This is a genomic window from Sphingomonas olei (assembly GCF_045369765.1).
In the GTDB taxonomy this organism is placed as follows: Bacteria; Pseudomonadota; Alphaproteobacteria; order Sphingomonadales; family Sphingomonadaceae; genus Sphingomonas; species Sphingomonas panaciterrae.
The window spans coordinates 1-636 of sequence record NZ_JBIQEU010000088.1 but is presented as its reverse complement, the minus strand read 5'-3'; the positions used below and the strand labels follow the sequence as shown (position 1 = coordinate 636).

Genomic DNA, 636 nt, shown 5'->3' with positions numbered 1-636 from the left:
ACGGCCCGCGGCCGGGGCCTCAGTCCTCCTCGCCCGCATCCTCCCGCGGGCTGCCGATGTTGTAGCGCGGCGGGCGGGTGCGGAAGTTCGCGAGCTTGTGGGAGCCGTCGCAGAACGGCGCGATCGAGGACATGTTGCACCGGCACAGGGCGACGACGCGGCGCGGCGGCTTCTGCGGCTCGGCCCCCGGCTCCGGGGCGATCATCACGTCCCCGCGCACCAGCAGCGGCCCGTTGGGGCACGGGGTGATGACCACGGGAGCGTCGGCGGGCGAGTCCTCGCGGCGTTCGTTGCTCACAGAGCCGCCCCAGCGGCGTCGTCAGCGCGCAACGAGGAGCGCTCGTTGCTCCAGCACTCCAGCATGTGATCGCCCATGAGTCCGTCCACGTACAGGCAAGCGGCCGCGCCGAACAGCACGTCCTCCAGCAGCTCCGGCTCGTCCTGGGCCAGCGCCCCGGCGAGGTCCCGGGCGGCGATCTGCTCGTGGACGGCGTCGGCCTCCACGTGCTCGTCGTAGTACCAGGTGACGTCCTCGCCGTAGCCGAGCTTGCGGAACGCGCGGCCGTAGTACTTGTTGGGGATCGAGGAGGTCATCTCGAACGCCGCGAGGTGCCCGGCGATCGCACCGCGCAGCCG

General features: G+C 72.2%; 2 protein-coding genes. Both read right to left on the bottom strand.

All coding sequences use genetic code 11. The features are described from left to right. Positions 1-19: 19 nt before the first annotated feature. Entirely contained in the window at positions 20-298 is a 279-nt protein-coding gene (locus ACH0BU_RS18185; RefSeq protein ID WP_500264494.1) for a CDGSH iron-sulfur domain-containing protein, read from the bottom strand. Next, positions 295-636 (bottom strand): iron-containing redox enzyme family protein (locus ACH0BU_RS18180; protein ID WP_500264493.1); only part of this gene is annotated, 342 nt, incomplete at its 5' end. The genes ACH0BU_RS18180 and ACH0BU_RS18185, both read right to left, overlap by 4 nt.